Origin of the sequence: Faecalibacterium gallinarum (assembly GCF_022180365.1) — a bacterium.
Lineage (GTDB): Bacteria > Bacillota > Clostridia > Oscillospirales > Ruminococcaceae > Faecalibacterium > Faecalibacterium gallinarum.
The window spans coordinates 1-19,007 of record NZ_BQKV01000037.1 but is presented as its reverse complement, the minus strand read 5'-3'; the positions used below and the strand labels follow the sequence as shown (position 1 = coordinate 19,007).

Here is a 19,007-nt window from a genome sequence, read left to right as displayed (position 1 = left end):
GTTTTACCTCCGGTTCAGTTTTCAGACGCGGCTCTTGCGGGCCCGGTGGGACTTGGCCATCCCCACGGCGCTGAGCACGATGGCCGTGATGGACACCACGGCGCCGATGATTCCCAGCACCAGGCCGGAAATCAGGAATGCGAAACCTTTGAATCTTTGCAGCATGGCGGTTACCTCCGTTTCAGATGGTTCGGTTGGTGGATGCAAGCGGGCGCGGGCCCGCGTTGGACGAAGAAAAGCCGGATAAACCCCAGTTTTACCCTTTCGGGCGGAAGATAATCCGTTTGCTGAACCGGTAGTTGAGCAGGATCACCAGCCCGTTGGAAAAAACCTTGACCCCCAGCCCCCAGAGGGCCTGGGCCTGGCCGGGGCCCAGCCAGCGGCCCAGCACCGCCCCCACCAGGGCGGCCCCCGGCGCGGCCAGCCAGTTGCCCCCGGCGATCATGACGGCCGTATCCAGGGCCATGGTGCCCAGGCGGCAGGCCACAAATTTGCCGAACTCGGCGGCGGCGGCCCGGCCCCGGGCCCGGCTGCGAAAGACAAAGGCCCGGTTGGTGGCGTAGGCAAAGAGGATGCAGAGGGCGTTGTCCAGCACATTGCCCCAGCTGTTGGCGGCCTGGTAGCCGAACAGGGCTAAAAACAGCCCATAGAGCAGGATGTTTAACAGGGTGGTCAGCACCCCGAAGAAGAGATACCGCAGCACCTCGCCGTGTTCCGCCAGCCAGCGGGCGGCGGGGCGGTGCGCCTCGAATTCTTTTTTCATGGTTTCTGATACCAAAACAGCCCCGCCGCCGACATCCGGCAACGGGGCTGTGGGATTCATGCAGTGGGGATGGCGGGGAGGATTACTCCTCGTCCTCCTTCAGCAGGGCCTTCATGGACAGGCTGATGCGCTTCTTGTCGAAGTCAACATCCAGCAGCTTGACGTCGACCATATCGCCGACCTTCAGAGCGTCGGAGACCTTCTCAACGCGCTCGTTGCTGATCTCGCTGATGTGGACCAGACCGTCCACACCGGGCAGGATGCGCACGAAAGCGCCGAACTTGGTCAGAGACACAACCGGAGCGTGGAAGGTGCTGCCCACGGGGTAGTTGTTCTTCAGCTGCTCCCAGGGGTTGTCCTCGGCCTTCTTGTAGCCCAGGGAAACCTTGTGGTTCTCGGTGTCGATGTCCTTGACATAAACCTCGATGGTGTCGCCAACGGAGACAACCTCGGAGGGGTGCTTGATGCGGTTCCAGCTCAGCTCGCTGATGTGGCACAGGCCATCCACGCCGCCGATGTCAACAAAGGCGCCGTAGCTAGTCAGGCTCTTGACCACGCCGGTGTAGCTCTTGCCGATCTCGACGTTGGCCCAGAACTCCTCGCGCTTGGCCTTGTTCTGCTCGGCGGTCACCTTGTTGATGCTGCCGACGATCTTGCGGCCGGAGCACTCGGTGACAACCAGCTGGACGTGCTGGCCCACCAGAGCGGTGTAGTCCTCGTCGCGGCGCATGGTAGCCTGAGAGCGGGGGACGAACACCTTGACGCCCTTAACGTTAACGACGACGCCGCCCTTGTTGAACTCGGTGACGTCGCCCTCGACGACCTCGCCGGACTCAGCAGCCTTGGCGATCTCTTCCATACCCTTGCGGGAGGCCAGCTTCTTGCGGGAGAGCTGGATGACGCCGTCCTGATCCATAACCTTCTCGACGATGAGGTCCAGCTCATCGCCAACCTTCACCAGGTCTTCGACCTTGGCGGAGGAATCGTCGCTCAGCTCGCTCAGCTTGACAAAGCCGGTCTGCTTCGCACCGATATCCACCTGGATCTCGTTGGCAGAAATGCTGGTCACGATTCCTTTCACAATACTGCCTGCATGAACACGCTTCTCCTCAGATGCATTCAGCATCTCCTCAAAGCTCATGCTGTCATTGATTTCTTCGCTCATACTGTTAAGTACCTCCTCAATAATAGACGATGGCGTTGAAGCCCCTGCTGTCACGCCCGCCGTTTTAACATCTGCAAACCACTCTGGCTGAAGCTCGCTTGCGGTTTCAACCGTAACGGCCCGCGTATGCTTTGCGGCGACCTCGACCAGCTTCTGGGTATTGGAAGAATGATGACCGCCAATGACAACAAGGATGTCGCATTTTTGGCTGAGGTCTTCCGCTTCCTGTTGCCTCGCCCACGTCGCATTACATATTGTATCAAAAATTTCGGCGTTTGTATAGGCTTTTTTGAGAAACTCCGAACATTCTTGCCATTTTGATACCTGAAATGTGGTCTGCGCAACCACAAAAAGGGGTTTTTGGGGGTCTTTGGGGCCGGCCCAGGCTTTCAGCCCGGCCAAATCGGAAAAAACGTAGACCTCGCCGCTGGTGTGCCCCACAATGCCCTGAACCTCGGGGTGGGCGGCGTCCCCCGCCACCAGCAGGGTAGCCCCCTCTTTTTCGGCCCGGAGGGCGATGTTCTGGATCTTTTTGACAAAGGGGCAGGTGGCGTCGTGCCAGCAGATTCCCCGCTCGCTCAGCTCGTCGTAGACGCTGCGGGGCACCCCGTGGCTGCGGATCACCACCTCATACCCCGGGGGCAGGCCGGCGGGGCTCTCCGCCACCAGCACCCCCCGCTTTTCCATCTCGGCCACCGCCTGGGGGTTATGGATCAGGGGGCCCAGGGTGGCCACCTTGTGCCCCCCGTCCACCAGCTGATAGGTCATTTCCACGGCGCGGTTCACCCCAAAGCAGAACCCCGCCGTCTTGGCTAACAATATCTTCATCTTGTGTCACCCTGGTTAGTGTACGCGCCGCCGGGCGGTTTGATTCGTCCGGGGGCTTTTTCCAGTCAAACCGCCGCCCGCGGGGGGAAAGCGTTGGCCTCCCCCAGGGTCTCCCAGGCGGTGAGCAGGGCCTGTTTGTTGGCCCGGAGCTTCTTGGTGTCCCGGCGGCCCTCCATGGCGAACTGCTCGGCCGGCATGGCCGGGCCAAAGACCACCCGCACCCGGCAGAAGAGTTTCATCCGTCCGTCGGGGGTGTCGTAGAGCACCCGGCAGGGGATCACATCCACCCCGGCCTGGGCCGCCACCACAAAGACGCCGCTTTTGGGGGGGATCAGCTCCCCTTCCTTTTCCCGGGTGCCCTCGGGGAAGATCAGCAGCCCGCCGCCGCTGCGGCAGTATTCAATGGTGTCGTTCATGGTGTCCACCTCGTCCCGGGTGCCCCGGACCATCACCGCGCCGCACTGGCGGATGAACCAGGTGATGAAGGCGTTCATCTCGAACAGCTCTTTTTTGGCAAAGACCATCATCCGTTTGCCCCAGAACCGGGCCAGCACCACAAACACCGGGTCGATGGCCGAGATATGGGTGGGGGCGATGATAAACCCTTTGGTGCCCCGGTTTTTGAGATTCTCCCGCCCGATGACCTGAATCCGGAAGCCGATGTGCCACAGAAGCCAGGCCACCGGGATAGCAATATAATACAGCATTTTCTCCATCCTGTCCTGCGGTCAGCCCAGCTTTTCCGCAATGATCTTTTTTAAGGTTTCAAAGCTCTGGTCAAAATCCAGCTCGGAGGTATCCACCAGAATGGCGTCCTCGGCCTGGCGCAGAGGAGCCGCCGCCCGGTGGCTGTCCTGATAGTCCCGCTTTTTCACGTCCTCCAGCACCGCCTCGTATTCCTCCTCGATCCCCTTGGCCTTGTTTTCCAGCCAGCGGCGGCGGGCCCGGGCCTCGGGGGACGCGGTGAGGAAGATTTTGACGCTGGCGTCGGGCAGGATCACGGTGCCGATGTCCCGGCCGTCCATCAGGACGTTCTGGGTGCGGGCCATCCCCCGCTGCAAATCCAGCAAAAAGGCCCGGACCACCGGGTGGGCGGCCACCGCCGAGGCGGCCATCCCCACCTGCTCGGCCCGGATGGCCTCGCTCACATCCTCGCCGTTCAGGTAGATCCGCTGTGCCCCGGCGGGGTTCTCCAGCCGGAGGGCGATCCGGGGCAAAAGCCCCTCCACCCGGGCGGCGTCGGCGGGGTCCACTCCCGCCCGCAGGGCATACAGCCCGATGGCCCGGTACATGGCCCCGGTGTCCACATAAATATACCCCAGCTCTTTGGCCAGCCGCCGGGCCAGGGTGGATTTGCCGGCCCCGGCGGGGCCGTCGATGGCGATGGAATACATTCTCTTTATAAGCTCCTCTCCTGGTTCAGCCCCCGGGCAAAGCTCTGGGCCGTGCTGAACGCAATCTGTAAATTATAGCCGCCGGTGTAGCCGTCCACGTCCAGCACCTCGCCGGCAAAGTAGAGCCCGGCGGCCTTTTTACTCTCCATGGTGCGGGGGTCCACCTCCCGCACCGATACGCCCCCCGATGTAATCACCGCGTGGGCCAAATCGCCCCGGGCGTCGATGGGCACCGCCCAGTGTTTGCACAGCCGCACCAGCTCCCGCTTTTGCTCCCGGGTGATCTGGTTGGCCCGGGTGGCGGGGTCGATCCCCCACCGGGCCACCATCACCGGCTGCATGCTGGCGGGCAGCAGCTTGACCAGGGCCCCCTGGGCCGCGTGGTTCGAAAGCAGGGCGAAATCCCGGGTGATCCGGTCGTAGAGGGTCTCCTCGTCCAGGGCGGGCTTCAGGTCGATCTCCACATGGTAGCGGTGCTTTTTCATATCCCCCAGATGGCTGGAGGCGCTGAGGGTCAAAGGGCCGCTGATCCCGAAGTGGGTGAAGAGCATCTCTCCCTGTTCCGAGAAGATGGCTTTTTGATCCTCAAAGAGGGTCAAATTCACATTCTTGAGGGCGAGACCCATCATCTTTTTGCAGTCCGGGTCGTGGGACACCAGGCTCACCAGGCTGGGCACCGGGTCCACAATGGTGTGGCCGGCCTGTCTGGCCAGCTTGTAGCCGTCCCCGGTGGAGCCGGTGGTGGGGTAGCTGAGTCCGCCGGTGGCCACCAGCACTGCCTCGGCCCGGTAGACCCGGCCGGAAGTCCCTTTTACCCCCACGCAGCGGAAGTCGGGGGTCTTTTTCCCCTTCTTTTTCTTGCTGGCGGCGCTTTCTTCCAGCGGTTCCGGCGGCGTCACAACCGGTTCCAGCAAGAGCTCGGCGGCCCCGTCCTCCACCAGTTTTGCCTCTTTGGCATACCGCAGCAGAGCCTGGCGGATCTCCTCGGCTTTGTCGGACACCGGGAACACCCGGCGCCCCCGCTCTACCTTCAGGGCGACCCCCAGGCTCTCAAACAGCTCCATGGTTTTGGCCGGCGGAAAGGCCGCCAGCGCCGAATACAAAAAGCGGGGATTCGTCCGCACATGGCGCAGAAACTCCTCCTCACCGCAGTCGTTGGTCAGGTTGCAGCGGCCCTTGCCGGTGACCAGGATCTTCTGCCCCGGTTTGCCGGTGTGCTCCAGCACCGTGACCCGGTGGCCCTGCCGCGCTGCCGCGCCGGCCGCCATCAGGCCCGCTGCACCCCCGCCGATGATGATAACTTCCGCCAAAATCCGATCCCCTTTCTGCCGGGGTTCGGCCCGGCTGCTTTTCTCTGTCGAACAGTGTCTCCAGTTTATCTTACCAGAATCTCCGTCCAAAAGCAATCCACGGTTCCGCCCAAGAGTCGGAAAAACCTGGCTCCTGCGGCAAAAAACAAAAACGGGCGGCCGGGCGCGGGGTCCGCGCTGCCGTCCGTCCGTTGGGGTTTCAGTTTCGCATCAGCCCTTGAGGATGCTCACCGGGTCCAGATACTTGTCCCCGTCCAGCACCTCCAGGTGGATATGGCTCTTGAGCACGCTCTCACAGGGGATGCTCCCCGCCTGGCCCAGTTTGTCGCCGGTGGTGACGGCGTCGCCCTCCTGGACGGCGGGGTCATCCACCCCGCAGAGCCGCCACAGCCGGCCCTCGCCGTCTTTCAGCACCACCACCGGGCCCCAGTTGCCGTCGGTGGTCACCATCTCCACCGTGCCGCAGACCGGGGCGAGGACCTCTTCGCTCTCCTTGCAGGCGTAGTCCACGCCGTTGTGGGTGCGCCAGTCGCCCAGGGTCTCGTTGTACACCAGGTCATCGCCGCTGAAAACGGCCAGCGCCTGACCCGAGACGGGCTGCGTGTAGGCAGGCTTTACTGACACGCTGGCAGCGGGCGATTCGGTTTGCAGCTCGGAGGGTTCGAGCACCGTACCAGACCCAGACGACGCACCAGAAGAGGAGGAAGAGGGTTTCGGGCTGGATTTTGCATCCTCCTCGGGCACCCCCTCTACATTTTTGGCCGCGTCGGCGGTTTCCTGCTGCCATGTGTCCTCCTCCATTTCCATTCCTTCGTCGATGCCGGGGGCGGTCTCCTGCCCGGGGATGATCTCGGTCTGCTGGTTTTTCAGATCCTGTTCCATCTCATTGCGGATGGTGCGCACCGCCCAGACCCCCACGGCAGCCGCCGCCAGAATGCAGGCCACCAGGGCCAGAACAAAGCCCTTGCCCCGCAGAAAGTTTCTGATATGCTCCATTGTTTGATTCTCCAATCCCTTTCCGTCGTTTTCTGTGTACGAGTTTTTGTCTGCCCTTAGTTTGCAGCAGCGGCGGCGGGTTTATTCACGGGGCGGGGGTTTTTCTTTAGGGTTATCCGGGGGAGCAAACCGGCACAAAAGAAGCGCCGCCGGGGCTGGCCCGGCGGCGCTGGTGGGTCTTTAAAGTTTAGTCCCGGCTGCGGCTGCCCATCAGGCGGACCACAAACAGGAAGATGTTGATGAAGTCGAGATAGAGGGTCAGGGCGCCGTAGATGGAAGCCCGCTCGGCCATCTCGCTGTCATAAGCGTAGTAGGCGTACACCTGGTGCAGCTTCTGGGTGTCGTAAGCGGTCAGCAGCATAAAGACCACCAGGCCGATGCCGCTGTACAGCAAACTGCCGCCGAACCCGAAGCCGAACAGGCCGCCGATCAGGCTGGTAATCATCAGGGCGATGAGGCCCAGCATCAGCTTGGGGCCCCAGCCGGTGAGATCCCGGTTGGTGGTGCGGCCATAGACGGCCATCAGGCCGAAGTAGACCGCCGAGCTCAGGAAGGCCATCACCAGAGTGCCCACCGAGAAGGCCAGGAAGTAGAAGCTCAGGACCATGCCGTTGAGCACCGAGTAGGCCAGGAAGAGGGCCCGGGCGGTGCCGATGGACATCTTCTGCACCCGCGCGCTGAGGGTAAAGACCAGGGCCAGCTCGGCGATGGTCAGGACCAGGTAAAGGGAGCTGACCAGGGAGAGCATGGTGTAGGACGTGGCCGTCACAAAGGCGGTGGCAAAGGTGAGCACCAGACCGCAGGCCATCCAGCGGTAGGTACGGGACATATAATCGGCAGCGGTCATGGCGGGTTCCGCATAGCCGCGATCGTAGTTGTTGTAATCCATAGTCGAATCCTCCTATTGCAATTCCCGGCCGAGGGGTGTGAGCCTTGCGCCGGTTTCTGAGTCATAGTATACTACATAGAAATGAACGAATCATGAAAAGGCCGTGATCTCTTTATGCCATTTGGGTTATATTTGCATATTCCCTACTGTTTTTCCAAGTGCCGGTACTGTGACTTTTACTCCCGGCCGGGGGCCCGGGGGGTTCCTCCCGAGTATACGGACGCCCTTCTGCGGGAGCTGGCCCGCCACACCGGGGGCGAGCCCCTGCGCCCCGACACCATTTATTTCGGCGGGGGCACCCCCAGCCTGTTGGACCCGGCGGCGGTGGCCCGGCTGATCGAGGCCGCCCAGCCCGCCCCCGGGGCGGAAATCACCCTGGAGGCAAACCCCGAGACGGTGGACTACAATACCCTGTCGGCCTACCGGGCCGCGGGGGTCAACCGGATCTCCTTCGGGGTCCAGTCCGCCCGGGACGACCAGCTCCGCCGTCTGGGCCGCCCCCACACCGCCCGCCAGGCCCGCCAAGCTCTGGCCGATGCAGTCCGGGCGGGGTTCGAGCGGATCAACGGGGATATTATGATGGCTCTCCCTTATTATACACAGGCCGAGTTCGATGATACCCTGGCTTTGCTGGAAGAAGGGGGCGCAAACCACATCTCCGCCTATCTTTTGAAGATCGAGCCGGACTCGGCCTTCGGCCGCAAGCCCCCCGAGGGGCTGCCCACCGCCGACCAGGCCGCCGACTTCTACCTCTACGGGGTGGAACAGCTGGAAGCCCACGGCTATCGTCAGTACGAAATCTCCAACTTTGCCCGCCCGGGCCAGGAGGGCCGCCACAACCTCATCTACTGGGACTGCGGGGACTATCTGGGCCTGGGCCCGGCGGCCCACTCCTGCGTAGGGGGGCGGCGGTTTTACTACCCGGCGGACACCGAGGCCTTCCTCCGGGGAGACACGCCCCCGGTGGAGGACGGGGTCTGCGGGGCCGAGGATTATCTGATCCTCCAGCTTCGGCTGCGCCATGGGCTGAACCTGGCGGAGTACAAGCGCCGGTTCGGCAAGGAGTTCACCCCCCGGCAGCGGGCCTTTCTTGACCAGTGCGCCCGCCAGGGGTACGCCCGGTTTAACGGCGAGACCCTGGCCCTCACCCCCGCCGGGATGATCGTCCAGAACAGTATTTTGGTGGAGCTGATTTAATCGCAGAGCTTTGCCAGTTCCAGCACCGGCCAGCCCAGGGCCTGGATGGCCTGCTGGTCGTGGGTGGCCAGCAGGGTGGGCCGGCCGGCGCATTTTTCCCGCAGAAGGGCCGCCGCCTCTTCCCGGGCGGCGGGGTCCAGCCCGGTAAAGGGCTCGTCCAAAAGCAGGGTGTCGGCCTCGGCCCAGAGGGCCCGCAAAAGGGCCGCCCGCCGCTTCTGCCCGCCGGACAGCCGCCCCGCGGGCAGGTTCAGGGCGTCGGGGCCCATCCCCAGCCGGGCGAAATCTGCCGCCAGGGCCGGGCCCGCTCCCCTGCCCTCGGGCAGAACCAGGGCCACGTTCTCGGGGGCGGTGAGCTGGGGGCAGAGCCGGTCCTCCTGAAAGACCGCCCCCACCCGGCCCACCCCGGTTACATGGCCGGCGTCCGGGGTTTCGAGGCCCATCAAGATCCGCAGCAGGGTGGTTTTGCCCCAGCCGCTGGGAGCCCAGAGCACCGCCGGGCCCGCCGCCTCAAAGGTCAGGTTTTGAAACAGGGGTTTCTCTCCGAATGTTTTGGAGAGCCCCTCCACACGCAGGCTCATGACAGCTCCTCCCCCCGGGTCACCCGGGCCACGGCCCGGTCCAGCCCCGCCAGAAAGAGTTTTTCAAAGGCGGCGCTGAGGCAGATAATCACGAAGGTCCAGGCGAAGAGCTCCCCGGTGGAAAGGGTGATCTTGGCCCGGTAGAGGGCGTCGCCGATGCTGCCATTGGGCAGGCCGATGACCTCGGCGGCGACGCCGCTTTTCCAGCAGATGCCCAGGGCCACGCTGCACCCCTGGCGGAAGGCGGGCAGGACGGCGGGCAGCCAGATGGCCCGCAGCCGCCGCCCCACCGGCAGCCGGAAGACCTGGGCCATCTCCAACAGCTGGGGGTCGGCGCTCCGGATGCCGGTCTGCACCGCCCCATAGAGGACGGGCAGCACCATCAGAAAGCCGATCAGGGTGGAGAGGCTCGACCCCCGCACCCAGACCAGGGCTAAAATAATGAAACTGGCCACCGGGGTGGCTTTGACCAGCTGCATCACCGGCGCGAGCAGCAGCTCCACCCAGCTTAGACGGTGGGCCGCCGCGGCCAGCAGAACGCTGGACACCGCCCCCAACAGAAAGCCCAAGAGAATCCGCCCGCTGCTGAAGGCCACCCGGCCCCAGAAATCCGCGGTGGGCAAAAGCCCCGCCAGGGTGGCCAGGGCCCGCAGGGGCGACACCAAAAAGACCTCCTGCCCGATGGCCATGGCGGCGGCCTGCCACACCCCCAGCCAGAACACGAGCGCCCCGGCCCGGGCGGCCCAGCTGCGTTTCATCCGCACCCCTCCTTTGGTTTTTGGGTCTTGTTTTGGGTTTTAGTATACCGCATCCGGCGCGGCGGTGTAAAGGGCGGGGGCCCCGGTTTTAACCGGGCCAATGCGGGCCCCCCGGGCCCCGGGTATTTGGGCCAGTTTTAGCCCCCGGCGCCGCCGCCCCGCCCCGCCGGGAGAAACCACCCCCAAACCGGGTAAAAACCCCCGGCCCGGGCCGAGGTTACTAGTGCCGGATTGACCTTTGTTTTTTCGCTTTTCCCGGCGGGTCGGCTCCTGAAAAAAGTCAACTGGATATAAATGAAAAAAGACAAGCCCCAAACGGAGCTTGTCTTTTTTGGTGCCGGTGGTGGGGGTCGAACCCACACGTGTTATTAGCACAAGGGATTTTGAGTCCCCCTCGTCTGCCATTCCGACACACCGGCGTATTGCACGGTATATTATACCGTATTCCCGGCCCAAAATCAAGCGGCAATCTTTTTCCCGGGCCAAAAGCCCCCGGCCCGGCCAAACCCGGCCCCCATTACCCCCGGATTTTGCCCCCGCATTTGTGCCCGGCGGCCACCGATCCGGGGGCGGTTTTTCGGGGGCAGCCCCCGCCGGGGCGGCGCGGGGCCGAATTTATGGACTTATTTCTTGTTTTTTCCCCTCAAAGTTTTGAAAAAAGAACTTTACAAATGATGAATAAAAAATTATTATATAAGGGGAGTGTTTTTGTTTTCGCCCGAGACAGCCTCTTGTGCGGGGCACCCCCTGCACAGGCAACTTTGAAATAAAGGAAGGTAGATGGATATGTCTGAGAAAAAGACCGTTGCGTCTGTGGAAGCGCCCGCCCCGGAAACGCCCGCTGCTGAGCAGAAAGCCGCCAAAAAGGCCGGCAAGCCTTCTGCCCGCCGCGGCCGCCCGCCCCTCTCGCCCGAAATTTACGTCGAGACCGCATCCCACCAGTACAACGTCACCGATATCGTGGAGCGCGCCAAGGCAGATTACCGCGCCACCCACAAAGTCGGGGTGCAGTCCTGCAAAATCTATATCAAGCCGGAGGAAGGCGTGGCCTACTATGTGGTCAACAAGGTCACCGGCAAACTGGATCTGTAATCCCATCCCCACCCAAAACCAAAACCCCCGGCGCCTGCGGTCCAAACCGCTCAGGGCGCCGGGGGTTTTTTTGCGCTTAGTTGAGCCTTGTCAAAAAACGATTAGTAGTTCTTGACCTTCAGCTGGAAGTAGCTCTGGGGGTGTGCGCAGACGGGGCACTCCTTGGGGGCGGACTTTGCCACCACGGTGTAGCCGCAGTTGGAGCACTGCCAGACCTGCTGCTCCTCACGGGCAAAGACCTGGCTCTTGGCCAGATTCTCGGCCAGGGCGCGGTAACGCTCCTCGTGGTCCTTCTCGATGGCGGCCACCATGGTGAAGAGCTTTGCGATCTCGTCGAAGCCCTCCTCCTTGGCCTCCTGGGCCATCCGGGGGTACATCTCGGTCCACTCGTCGTGCTCGCCGCCGGCGGCCATGGCCAGGCAGCCTGCGGTATCGGGCACTGCGCCGCCGCACAGCAGCTTGAACCAGATCTTGGCGTGCTCCTTCTCGTTGTTGGCCGTCTCCTCAAAGATCTGGCTCATCTGGACAAAGCCTTCCTTCTTGGCTTTGCTGGCAAAATAGGTGTACTTGTTGCGGGCCATGCTCTCGCCTGCAAAAGCCTCCATCAGGTTTTTCTCGGTCTTGCTGCCTTTCAGTTCCATAATACCCTGTCGCTCCTTTCAGATTTGGGTTGGTTACTCTCTATTTCGCACCCATGCCCAGCATGGGCTGCTTCTGCTCCCAGCATACCGGATTTGGCCCGGTTTTTCAAGAGGTTTTTCCCCGTATTTTGGAATTTTTAGGAATTTTTCTCATTTATCACAATTTGAACACATTCTGACCCATCAGCCGTTCTGCTTCATAGCGGCTGCGGCGATGCTCAGCCCGCTCCAGGCGGCCTGGTACATCAGCACCACCGCCAGGGAAAGACCGCCGATGCTGCCCGCATAGGCCAAGAGCAGCCCGATCACCAGGGAGAACCAGACCGACACTTTCTGGATGGCGGTGCCGAAGTTCTCGCCGTTCTGGGCCCGCTCAGCGGCCCGCAGGCCCCCCACCAGGCTGGCAAAGCCTTTCAGGTGGACCATGCAGCAGGGGCCGTCCGTCACATAAGCCAGGGCCGGGGCCAGGGCTTCGGTCTGGGCGGCGTTCAGGATGGTGACCATCCCCTCGGGCAGGTGATAGGCCGCCTCGATCTTCTCCGCGGTGAGGGAGGGGTCCTGGCAGGTGACCAGCAGCCGGATGTTCTCCCGCCGCAGGGCGCTGAGGCTCCGGGCCACATTCCGCCCGCCGATGTAGTGGAGGACAAACATGGCGTGGAGGTTGCCGGACACCGCCAGGTAGAGCAGCTGGTACTCCCCGTGGTTGGAGTTTTTCTCCTCGTATTCCTTCTCCGGCAGGGGGACCCCCTCCTGCTCCATCAGTTCCCGGGTGCCGATGAGAATCTGGTTGTTGTCGCACCAGCCCGAGAAGCCCAGCCCCGGCCGCTGCACCAGGTCTTTGACCGGCAGCAGGATATCGGTGCGGTTCTCGATGATCTCCCGGAAGAGGGTGTTCAGGGTGTTACACCCCTGGTTGAAGGTGCTGGCCGCATAGAGGATGGCCTTGTCAATCCGGCCGCCCTTGAAGATGCGGATGTCCTTCAGCTGGGCGCTCTCGGGGGTGAAGAGCTCGCTGGCGTCCACCTGGATGGTGTCCACCCCGCCCAGCTCTTCCACCGAGGCCCAGCCGGGGATCACGGCCCCCACCGCCCCGGCGGTGCGCTGCATCCGCAGGCTGGCCAGACCGGCAATCAGGGTGGCCGAGAGGGGCGCGCCCAGGCAGAGGATGGCCGCCAGAGCGGCCACGGCGGCGTTCAGGCCCCGGCCGGTGACCAGCATCAGGCCGGCCCCCAGCAGCCCGCCCACCAAGAGCAGCCGGGCGGTCTTTTGGGCGCTCCGCTCGCTGGCCCGGGGGCTGAAGCTCTGTTCAATGAACCGGGCCGTCCAGCGGATGGGGCGACTCAGGAGAATCCAGGGGTCGGGCTCTTCCAGCCCTTCGGCCAGGGTGCGGACCAGATCTTTATCGGCGGCCCGGTAGGCCCCCTGGTGATCCACGCCGCAGTCCATCAGCTCGAAGCCGTCCCGCACCGAGGCGGCCATCAGCCGCTCGCCCAATGTGGCCAGGAAGAGCAGCAGGGCGGCCACCCCGCTCATCAATTTGAGCCCCTCGCCCTGGTAGGCCTCGGCGTTCATCACGGCCACCAGGGCCTGTACCAGAGCGCCCACCGTGGCCAGAGCGGGCATGGCGTCCAGAGAGGGCTCATCCAAAAGCCCCCACAAACCATCCCGCAGGACGTTAAAGGAGACGGCCATGGCCGCCAGAAGCAAAAGCAGGTTGGCCCCCATAAAGGGCACCGGCGCTCCCACCGGGTCCAGGCCGGGCAGCGCGGGCAGCAGGCCCTCGCCGATCAATCCGACCCCCAGCAGGGCCGCCGCCAGCACACCGCTGAGGCCGCACCGCAGACTCAAGCTGGCGCAGAGACGGTGGAGGCTCTCCCCGATCTCCTCGGGGGTCTCGGGCTCCTCCTCGTCCGGTCCGCTCAGCTTGGAGCGGGCGTGGCGGGCCTCCTCCGGGGCCGCCGCCGGTTCCCGGGTCTGGGTCGCCGGCTCTGCGGATTTCTCCCCTTCCTGCGGGGCCTCCGGGGCGGAGGTTTCCGCCGGTTTTTCCGCCGGGGCCTCGGCGGGCTTTGCCGCGGGGGCGGGCTCCGGCCGGGTCTCCGTCTGGGCCGCGCTCTGGGGGAAGGTCACCGCCGCCGGGGTTTCCAGGGGCTGGTCCATCTCCTCCTGCCCGGGCTCAAAGAGATCCAGGCTCATGGTGTCCTCCCCGTCGGTCCGGCTGGACCCGGTCACCGGCGAGGGAGAGGTGTTCTCATCCTCGCCGCTGCCGAAGAGCCGCAGCCCCGGCCCTTTCCGGGCGGGCTTTTTAGCTGCGTGGCGGGCTGCGCCGCGGGTATAGCCCGGGGCCCGTTTTTCTTCCTCCGGGATGGTATAGCGCTTTTCTTCCCGGGGCTCGGGCTGGGGTTCCGGGTCCGCCTGGGGGGCCAGGCGGATGGGTTCCGCCGGGGCCGGAGGGGCCTCCTGCTCCATCTCCTCCAGGAAGATCTCCCCCGTCTCGGGGGCGATGGTCTGTTCCAGGGTGGGCTCGTCGTCCCAGTCCTCTTCTCGTTTTTTCGTTCCGAACAGCCGGGCCAGGAACCCGCCCTTTTTCTCCGGTATGGGCTCAGTCATGTTTTTGGGGATCTGCGCCACACTGTTGCTGAAAAAGGTGCGGAACTTCTCATTTTCTTCCTGCCCGGCCGCGTTCCAGGTGTCGGTCCGGGAATCTGTATCTCTCGGCATCCTTGTCCCTCCCACTGTCGAAGCCCACAGCTTCGGTTATTTCTCCCCCAGCGCCCCGCGCTGGGCCTGGATCTCATAGAGGATAATCCCAGCCGCTACCGAGACGTTGTAGCTGTCCACGCCGGTACCGGGGGCGGCCATATCCAGCCGCACCACCCCGTCGCAGAGCTTTTTCACCAGCTGGGAAACACCGCTGCCCTCGCTGCCCAATACCAGGGCGATGGGCCCGGTGAGGTTGTTTTTCCGCAGGGAAACGCCGTCCATATCGGCGCAGTAGACAAAAACGCCCTGGTCCTTCAGCCGGCGGATGGTCTCGCCGATGTTGGCCACCCGGGCCACCGGCAGACGCTCGGCGGCGCCGGCGCTGGATTTAATCACGGTGGGGGTCACCGAGGCGCCCCCGCGCTTGGGGATCACCATGCCGTGGGCGCCGCACAAAAGGGCGCTGCGCATCACCGCCCCCAGGTTGTGGGGGTCCTCGATGCCGTCGCTCAGCACCAAAAAAGGCGGCTCGCCCTTGGCCCGGGCGGCCTCCAGCAAATCTTCCACCGTGGCGTAGGCGATCTCGCTGGCAAAGGCGGCCACTCCCTGGTGGCTCTCGGTGCCGGTCATCATGCGCAGCTTGTTCGGATGTACCCGTTTGACGGTGGCGCCGGCCTCCTTGGCCAGCGCTGTATAATAAGCCGCGACGGCGGGGGCCATCCCCTCGGCCAGGAGCACGGTATCCACCCCGGCGCCGCTCTTGAGCAGCTCGGCCACCGGATTTTTGCCGTAAACCAGGCTCTCGGCGGTCTTCTGGGCGGGGTCCTCCGGGCGGCGTCGGCCGCGGCTGGGTCTTGTATCTTCCATCTTTTCCTCCAACCTAACAAAACAATGGTTATATATGGCAATTATAACATAACCCCTCCCATATTGCCATAGAAATGCACATTTTTCATAAACGCCCATCTGCCCGCTGGCTGGAGTTTTGGCCGCTGCCGCCCGGGCGATTCATCTGTTTTGCCCTGCCCAAAAGTTTTCCACATTGGGGCGATATACAAGCTGTAAACAGCCCTTTTTATTTTCAACATGTGGAAAACCCCGTGGAAAAAGTGAAAAAGTCCACTCTATGAGCCTGTTTTCCGTGTGGAATTCCACACTTTCCACCGAGTTTTCCACCGGCTGGCTTTTTCCAATCTTCCCCGCCAACATACGCTTTGTAATTTTCAAGTTGGGATTTTGACAGTTTTTTCCGCCGGATTCTGGCCGGATTTGCAACAAACGCCCACATCAATTTGCTGAATGTGATATAATGTTGAAAACACTTCCTGGAGGGACTTATGCTGTTGATTTCGCAGACAAACGGGCTGGATTTGGCCCAGACCCTGGACTGTGGCCAGTGCTTCCGCTGGGCCCCGGAGATCGTCTCCGGCGGCTGGGTGGGCGTGGTGGCTGGCCGGGCGGTCCGGGCCCGTCAATCGACGGAGGGAGCGCTGGAGCTCACCGGGCTGGCGGGCCCCCTGCCCGAGGCCGAGCCGGCGTTCTGGCGGGAGTATTTCGCCCTGGACCTGAACTACCCGGCCCTGTTGGAGCAGATGTCCGCCGCCCACAAGGGCCTGAAGGAGTGCATCGCCGCCGCCCCGGGGATTCGGGTGCTGCGCCAGCCTTTTTTCGAGGCCCTGGTGACCTTTCTGATCAGCCAGAACAACAACATCCCCCGGATCAAGGGGATTGTCTCCCGTCTCTGTGAGGGGCTGGGCGAGGCTCTGCCGGGGCCCGGGGGGCCGTACTACGCCTTCCCCACCCCGGAGCGGCTGGCGGCCTGTGCCCCCGAGGAGCTGGCCTATCTCCGGGCCGGGTGGCGGGTAGAATACATCCTGGACGCGGCCCGTCGGGTGACGGAGGGCCAGCTGGACCCCGAAGCCCTGCGGGCTTTGCCCCTGGCCCGGGCCAAAGAAATTCTGATGGAATGTAAGGGGGTGGGCCCCAAGGTGGCGGACTGCACCCTGCTCTATGGCTTGGGCCGGTGGGACGCCTACCCCATCGACGTCTGGATCAAGCGGGCGGACCGGGCCCTCTTTACCGCCCGGGTCAAAGACCCCGCCGCCTATCTCAACCGGCGGACGGGAAATTGCGCGGGAATTGCCCAGCAATATATCTTCGCCTGGGCCCGCACCAGTCTTTGCCCCGAAACCGGGATAAAAAAGCCCTGAAAACCCTGGCTGTGGATTGATTTTGACCTTCGTTTGGGTTATACTTATTTCGTACATGTGCGGCGGAAAAATCCTCGCCGCGTCAGACGATTATGGAGGTAAATAGAATGTTGGTAAATGCAACCGAAATGCTTTTGAAAGCTCGTGACGGCCACTACGGTGTGCCTCAGTTCAACATCAACAACCTGGAGTGGACCAAGGCTGTCCTGACTGCCTGCGAGGAGATGAAGAGCCCCGTCATCCTGGGTGTCTCTGAGGGCGCCGGCAAGTACATGACCGGCTACAAGACCGTCGCCGCCATGGTCAAGGCTATGGTGGAGTCCATGGGCATCACCGTTCCCGTTGCCCTGCACCTGGACCACGGCTCTTACGAGGGCTGCATGGCCTGCATCGAGGCCGGCTTCTCTTCCATCATGTTCGACGGCAGCCACTACTCCATCGAGGAGAACGTGGCCAAGACCAAGGAGCTGGTGGAGCTGGCTCACTCCAAGGGCATGTCCATCGAGGCCGAGGTTGGTTCCATCGGCGGCGTCGAGGACGGCGTTGTGGGCACCGGCGAGATCGCTGACCCCGAGGAGTGCGCAAAGATCACCGCTCTGGGCATTGACTTCCTGGCTGCCGGCATCGGCAACATCCACGGCGTCTACCCCGCCAACTGGAAGGGCCTGGACTTCGAGGCTCTGGACCGCATCCACAAGGCTACCAACAACATTCCTCTGGTTCTGCACGGCGGCACCGGCATCCCCGACGAGATGATCGCCAAGGCCATCAGCCTGGGCGTCTCCAAGATCAACATCAACACCGAGTGCCAGCTGGTCTTCGCTGAGGCTACCCGCAAGTACATCGAAGAGGGCAAGGATCAGCAGGGCAAGGGCTTCGACCCCCGCAAGCTGCTGGCTCCCGGCGCCAAGGCCATCGAGGCCAAGTGCAAGGAGAAGATTGAGCTGTTCGGCTGCGCCGGCAAGGGCTAATCTCTCCGCCTGAGTCTTCGGCTTTTTCGAGAAAAAGCCGAGCAAAAAGCTTTTAAAACAGCAGCCCCTCTGGCTTTGGCCAGGGGGGCTGCTTTCTGTTTGATTTAGAATATTTCGACACAGCAAACCCCTGGGGCAGAAGTTCTCCAGGGGTTTTGGATTTATAGATTTTCCAGATAGACCTTTTTCATCTGTTCCTGCACATTTTGCAGGTCGTAGGCCTGGACGGTGTGGCCCGCGCTGGCGGCGTATCGTTCCCGGCGCACCGGGTCAAGGCGCAGCCGCTGGATGGACTCCGCCAGAGCCTCCGGCGTGCTGTCCAAAATTTCGCCGTTGACCCCGCTTTCCACCAGGTCGGTGTTCCCCCGGATCCGGGAGCAGACCACCGGCAGACCGCAGGCCATCGCCTCCATCAGCGCCACCGGCAGCCCCTCCTGCAAGGACATAAAGACGAACAGGTCGCAGGCGTTGCAGAGCTGGGGAACGTCCTTTCGATATCCCAGAAAGGCAACCCGATTTGCCACCCCCAGAGCTTCTGCCTTTTGCCGCAGCTCCGCCTCGATTTTTCCCCGGCCGCAGATCAGATACCGGATCTTTTCCAGTTTTCCCTCCTGCCGGAGCCGGGCCAGGGCTTCCAGCACCAGGGCATGGTTTTTCCGGGGGATCAGTTCCCCCACCGAAAGCAGGGCGAATTCCTCCTCCCCCAGCCCCAATTCCTTCCGCTTGGCGAGGCGTGCGGCCCGGTCCGGAGCAAAACGCTGCAAATCCACCCCTACTCCCGGGATATAGACCACCTGTTTTGCCGGGAAGTGTTTTGCCCGCTGGTAATCTTCCTGGTTGATGGTGATAAGGACGTCGGTTTTCCGGGCCATCCAGCGCTCCAGCGGGTAATAGACCAGCCAGTTCAGCAGCGGCGCCCCTTGATAAAAGTGGAACCCATGGGCGGTGTAAAAGATTTTGCTGCCTTTTTTTCGGGCGGAACCTGCCGCCAGACGGGTCAGCATCCCGCCCACTGGGGTGTGGCAGTGGACCAGGTCATATTCCCCCTCGTCCAGAATCCGTTTCAGCTCCCGATATGCCTCCAGGTTTTTGGGATTCAGGGGGTTTCGCTCAAACTTGATGTCATAGTACACATCGCAATAGGGGATGACACAGTCGGCCGGGTTCTCGTAATCGTTCCGGGCGGCCACGGCGGTCTCCCACCCCATTTCCTGGAACATCTTGAGGTAGGGAATATGAAACTGCATGATGTGGGTTTTAACAACGGTCGCTGTAAACAGAACTTTCATTGCGTTTTTCTCCCCTCTGCCCTTGCATACCGATCAAAAACAAAAAACTCCCGGAGCACACGCTCCAGGAGTTTTCAAGAGAAGCCGGCGACTACCTATTTTCACAAGCCGTTTCCAGCTAACTATCGTCGGCACAAGTGAGCTTAACTTCTGTGTTCGGAATGGGAACAGGTGGGTCCTCACCGTCATCGACACCGGCCATATTTACTGAGTTACCTCAGCGCTT

Annotated in this window: 19 protein-coding genes, 1 tRNA gene and 1 rRNA gene; 4 read left to right on the top strand and 17 right to left on the bottom strand. The window is 62.6% G+C overall.

From position 1 onward, the window contains the following. Window positions 1-21: 21 nt before the first annotated feature. The 8 genes from JCM17207_RS06315 to JCM17207_RS06280 form a co-directional block, all read right to left on the bottom strand. A complete protein-coding gene (locus tag JCM17207_RS06315; protein ID WP_238316775.1) occupies window positions 22-165 on the bottom strand; it encodes a hypothetical protein in 144 nt (47 codons plus the stop codon). A gap of 91 nt (window positions 166-256) precedes the next feature. Continuing rightward, complete coding sequence (locus JCM17207_RS06310) at window positions 257-763, bottom strand: GtrA family protein (protein ID WP_238316774.1); 507 nt, start codon at window positions 761-763, stop codon at window positions 257-259. Between the two features lie 82 nt (window positions 764-845). Then, window positions 846-2,756 carry a bifunctional 4-hydroxy-3-methylbut-2-enyl diphosphate reductase/30S ribosomal protein S1 gene (locus JCM17207_RS06305; RefSeq protein ID WP_238316773.1) on the bottom strand — a complete coding sequence of 637 codons (1,911 nt, stop codon included), beginning with the start codon at window positions 2,754-2,756 and terminating at the stop codon, window positions 846-848. Window positions 2,757-2,821: 65 nt separating this feature from the next. Further along, window positions 2,822-3,463, bottom strand: coding sequence for a lysophospholipid acyltransferase family protein (locus tag JCM17207_RS06300; RefSeq protein WP_238316772.1), 642 nt, complete (start codon window positions 3,461-3,463; stop codon window positions 2,822-2,824). Window positions 3,464-3,484: 21 nt separating this feature from the next. Further along, entirely contained in the window at window positions 3,485-4,150 is a 666-nt protein-coding gene (gene cmk / locus JCM17207_RS06295) for a (d)CMP kinase (RefSeq protein ID WP_238316771.1), read from the bottom strand. 5 nt (window positions 4,151-4,155) lie between these two features. Then, window positions 4,156-5,460, bottom strand: coding sequence for a BaiN/RdsA family NAD(P)/FAD-dependent oxidoreductase (locus JCM17207_RS06290; protein ID WP_238316770.1), 1,305 nt, complete (start codon window positions 5,458-5,460; stop codon window positions 4,156-4,158). Between the two features lie 210 nt (window positions 5,461-5,670). Then, entirely contained in the window at window positions 5,671-6,456 is a 786-nt protein-coding gene (locus JCM17207_RS06285; protein WP_238316769.1) for a M23 family metallopeptidase, read from the bottom strand. Between the two features lie 187 nt (window positions 6,457-6,643). Then, entirely contained in the window at window positions 6,644-7,345 is a 702-nt protein-coding gene (locus JCM17207_RS06280; RefSeq protein WP_238316768.1) for a Bax inhibitor-1/YccA family protein, read from the bottom strand. Between the two features lie 114 nt (window positions 7,346-7,459). On the opposite strand from JCM17207_RS06280, the gene hemW reads away from it, so the two are divergent. Continuing rightward, window positions 7,460-8,542: a radical SAM family heme chaperone HemW gene (hemW, locus tag JCM17207_RS06275; RefSeq protein ID WP_238316767.1), complete on the top strand. Its 1,083-nt coding sequence runs from the start codon at window positions 7,460-7,462 to the stop codon at window positions 8,540-8,542. Here hemW and JCM17207_RS06270 read toward each other — a convergent pair. The 3 genes from JCM17207_RS06270 to JCM17207_RS06260 all read right to left on the bottom strand — a co-directional run bounded on the left by JCM17207_RS06270 (window position 8,539) and on the right by JCM17207_RS06260 (window position 10,297). Beyond that, window positions 8,539-9,120, bottom strand: coding sequence for an ABC transporter ATP-binding protein (locus tag JCM17207_RS06270; protein WP_238316766.1), 582 nt, complete (start codon window positions 9,118-9,120; stop codon window positions 8,539-8,541). The two genes, hemW and JCM17207_RS06270, sit on opposite strands and share 4 nt — an antisense overlap. Further along, window positions 9,117-9,878, bottom strand: coding sequence for an ABC transporter permease (locus tag JCM17207_RS06265; RefSeq protein ID WP_238316765.1), 762 nt, complete (start codon window positions 9,876-9,878; stop codon window positions 9,117-9,119). Before JCM17207_RS06265 ends, JCM17207_RS06270 begins: the two co-directional genes overlap by 4 nt. Window positions 9,879-10,210: 332 nt before the next feature. Next, window positions 10,211-10,297 (bottom strand) — tRNA-Leu (locus JCM17207_RS06260). A 367-nt stretch (window positions 10,298-10,664) separates the two neighbouring features. Here JCM17207_RS06260 and JCM17207_RS06255 point away from each other — a divergent pair. Next, complete coding sequence (locus JCM17207_RS06255) at window positions 10,665-10,970, top strand: DUF6465 family protein (RefSeq protein ID WP_238316764.1); 306 nt, start codon at window positions 10,665-10,667, stop codon at window positions 10,968-10,970. Window positions 10,971-11,071: 101 nt separating this feature from the next. Here the strand turns inward: JCM17207_RS06255 and rbr are convergent, their stop codons facing one another. The 4 genes from rbr to JCM17207_RS06235 form a co-directional block, all read right to left on the bottom strand. Then, window positions 11,072-11,611, bottom strand: coding sequence for a rubrerythrin (gene rbr / locus JCM17207_RS06250; RefSeq protein WP_273494141.1), 540 nt, complete (start codon window positions 11,609-11,611; stop codon window positions 11,072-11,074). Window positions 11,612-11,794: 183 nt separating this feature from the next. Further along, window positions 11,795-14,329 carry an HAD family hydrolase gene (locus JCM17207_RS06245; RefSeq protein WP_238316763.1) on the bottom strand — a complete coding sequence of 845 codons (2,535 nt, stop codon included), beginning with the start codon at window positions 14,327-14,329 and terminating at the stop codon, window positions 11,795-11,797. Window positions 14,330-14,365: 36 nt separating this feature from the next. Further along, entirely contained in the window at window positions 14,366-15,178 is an 813-nt protein-coding gene (gene rlmB, locus JCM17207_RS06240; RefSeq protein ID WP_238316762.1) for a 23S rRNA (guanosine(2251)-2'-O)-methyltransferase RlmB, read from the bottom strand. Window positions 15,179-15,319: 141 nt separating this feature from the next. Continuing rightward, a complete protein-coding gene (locus tag JCM17207_RS06235) occupies window positions 15,320-15,538 on the bottom strand; it encodes a hypothetical protein (protein WP_238316761.1) in 219 nt (72 codons plus the stop codon). 110 nt (window positions 15,539-15,648) lie between these two features. On the opposite strand from JCM17207_RS06235, the gene JCM17207_RS06230 reads away from it, so the two are divergent. Both JCM17207_RS06230 and fba read left to right on the top strand, forming a co-directional pair. Then, on the top strand, window positions 15,649-16,521 hold the full coding sequence (locus JCM17207_RS06230; protein WP_238316760.1) for a DNA-3-methyladenine glycosylase family protein: 873 nt from the start codon (window positions 15,649-15,651) through the stop codon (window positions 16,519-16,521). A 107-nt stretch (window positions 16,522-16,628) separates the two neighbouring features. Then, window positions 16,629-17,492 (top strand): class II fructose-1,6-bisphosphate aldolase, encoded by an 864-nt coding sequence (fba, locus tag JCM17207_RS06225; protein WP_238316759.1) that lies wholly within the window; start codon window positions 16,629-16,631, stop codon window positions 17,490-17,492. Window positions 17,493-17,653: 161 nt separating this feature from the next. On the opposite strand, the gene JCM17207_RS06220 is transcribed toward fba, so the two are convergent. Together JCM17207_RS06220 and rrf are read right to left on the bottom strand one after the other, a co-directional pair. Continuing rightward, window positions 17,654-18,781 (bottom strand): glycosyltransferase family 4 protein, encoded by a 1,128-nt coding sequence (locus JCM17207_RS06220; protein ID WP_238316758.1) that lies wholly within the window; start codon window positions 18,779-18,781, stop codon window positions 17,654-17,656. Window positions 18,782-18,863: 82 nt separating this feature from the next. Then, window positions 18,864-18,980 (bottom strand): 5S ribosomal RNA (rrf, locus tag JCM17207_RS06215). Between the last annotated feature and the right edge of the window lie 27 nt (window positions 18,981-19,007).